The 1769-nt window shown below is 68.6% G+C and carries 3 protein-coding genes; 1 reads left to right on the top strand and 2 read right to left on the bottom strand.

Annotated elements, in window-relative coordinates; translation table 11 throughout:
• Nucleotides 1-107 precede the first annotated feature (107 nt).
• The gene (locus ACTWQR_RS55600) at nt 108-824 is read left to right on the top strand and encodes an NADPH-dependent F420 reductase (protein WP_443234993.1); all 717 of its coding nucleotides are present in this window, start codon (nt 108-110) and stop codon (nt 822-824) included.
• A gap of 260 nt (nt 825-1084) precedes the next feature.
• Here the strand turns inward: ACTWQR_RS55600 and ACTWQR_RS55595 are convergent, their stop codons facing one another.
• Both ACTWQR_RS55595 and ACTWQR_RS55590 read right to left on the bottom strand, forming a co-directional pair.
• Complete coding sequence (locus ACTWQR_RS55595; RefSeq protein ID WP_443234992.1) at nt 1085-1489, bottom strand: SDR family NAD(P)-dependent oxidoreductase; 405 nt, start codon at nt 1487-1489, stop codon at nt 1085-1087.
• A gap of 84 nt (nt 1490-1573) precedes the next feature.
• The coding region (locus ACTWQR_RS55590; RefSeq protein WP_443234991.1) for a flavin reductase at nt 1574-1769 on the bottom strand (196 nt) is incomplete at its 5' end.

Below are 1769 nucleotides of genomic sequence, written 5' to 3'. Positions count from 1 at the left end.
GGTCGCACCTCTTTGACAATACGGATACCGCCTCCGTATTGTCGACAGGGATGCGGATGCATCCTCCGTTTTCCCTCACCACACCCCACTGCAACTATGGAGAAGCGATGCCAACTCTGGGAATCATCGGCAGCGGAAACATCGGGGCCGCGGTCGCGCGACTGGCGGTGGCGGCGGATATCGACGTCGTGATCGCCAACTCGCGCGGCCCGCAGAGCCTGACGGGCCTTGTCGAGGAGTTGGGGCCACGAGCCGGCGCAGGCACTGTCGAGCAGGCCGCCGGCGCCGGGGAGATGGTCCTGCTCACCATCCCGCTGGCCGCGTACAGCTCGCTGCCCGATGGCCTCCTGCGGGGCCGAACCGTACTGGACACCGGCAACTACTACCCCCATCGCGACGGCCGCATCGCCGAACTCGACGCCGAAGAGGTAACCACGACCGAATGGGCCCAGCGGCTCCTGCCGGACGCTCTGCTGGTCAAAGCCTTCAACAACATCCTCGCCCACCACATCCCGCTGCTCGCCCGGCCCGCCGGAGCTCCGGACCGCAGCGCGCTGCCCATCGCCGGCAAGGACCGCGACGCGAAGGCCCGGGCAACCGAACTGATCGGTCGGCTTGGCTTCGACACCGTCGACGCCGGAACGCTCGACGAGAGCTGGCGCTTCGAGCCCGAGGCCGGCGCCTACACCCGCATCTATTGCGCCGACCCCGGTGTGCCGGACGACCGCATACTCCAGGCCCCCGCCGCGCCACTCCCGGCCGACCAGCTGCGCGCCGTACTGGAGACAGCCCACCGGGCGAAGGTTGCCGAACGTAAGTTCTAAGAGAGACTGGGAAGTCCACCCAGGGAGCGTTGAGGCACTTGATGCGGAACCCTGAGGGCTGGACCGAGATTTCCGGGCGCATCATGACCGTCGCCGTCAGGCCCGTGTCATCTGTCGCTCAACACCGCCCTGCTCCACATGACTGCCCTCCCTCGGCCACCACCCGCAGCTGCGGGTGGTGGCCGAGGGAGGGCAGTCATGTGCTGACGGGGCCGCATCTGGAGTCGCCTGGCGCGGCCCCCACTGCGCGCCTGTGCCACCTACGGAATCACGATCGCAAACCTGGGATCAGCCTTCTCGACCACCGACAACAGTGTGTCCAGCAATGACGCCTCGCCCTCCACCGTGATGCCACCGAGCCCCTTCCCGTCGAGCAGCGCCAGCAACTGCTCACCCGTCCCGGCGTTGTTGACCAGGACGTCGACGGTGCCGAACGCCGCCTTCGTCTGCTCGACCACCGCTTCCCAGCCGCTCGTGTCGGTGACGTCGAGCTCGACGAAGAGGGCGTCGCCGCCCAGCTCGACCGCGAGCTTCTCGCCGCCCGCGACGTCCAGGTCGGCGACGACAACCTTCGCGCCCTCCTCGACGAACCTCCTGACGTGGGCCTCCCCCATTCCCTTCGCACCGCCGGTGATGATGGCGACCTTGCCGTCCAGGATGCCCATGGCTCTCCTCGTGTCTGCCGTGCGTCCTCGCACGGTCGCCGGGACGTGCTGCCGGTCCCGCCCCGCGCCGTCAGGATGTGGGCGTCACAACGCCTGCTCGAGCGCGACGAGCTCGCGGAACCGCGCGCCGTGCCACACCAGGGGCTCGGTCTCGCCGACCCCGAGCTTGTTGACCTCGAGCAGCGCCATCCAGTGGTCACCGGCCTCGGTGACGTCGTGGATCGAGCACTCGAGCCACAGCGCCGCGTCATCGAGGAAGACGGCACCTCCGGCCCCGACC

Origin of the sequence: Streptomyces sp. 2A115 (assembly GCF_052245575.1) — a bacterium.
Lineage (GTDB): Bacteria > Actinomycetota > Actinomycetes > Streptomycetales > Streptomycetaceae > Streptomyces.
This window is presented reverse-complemented; position numbering and strand designations above follow the sequence as displayed.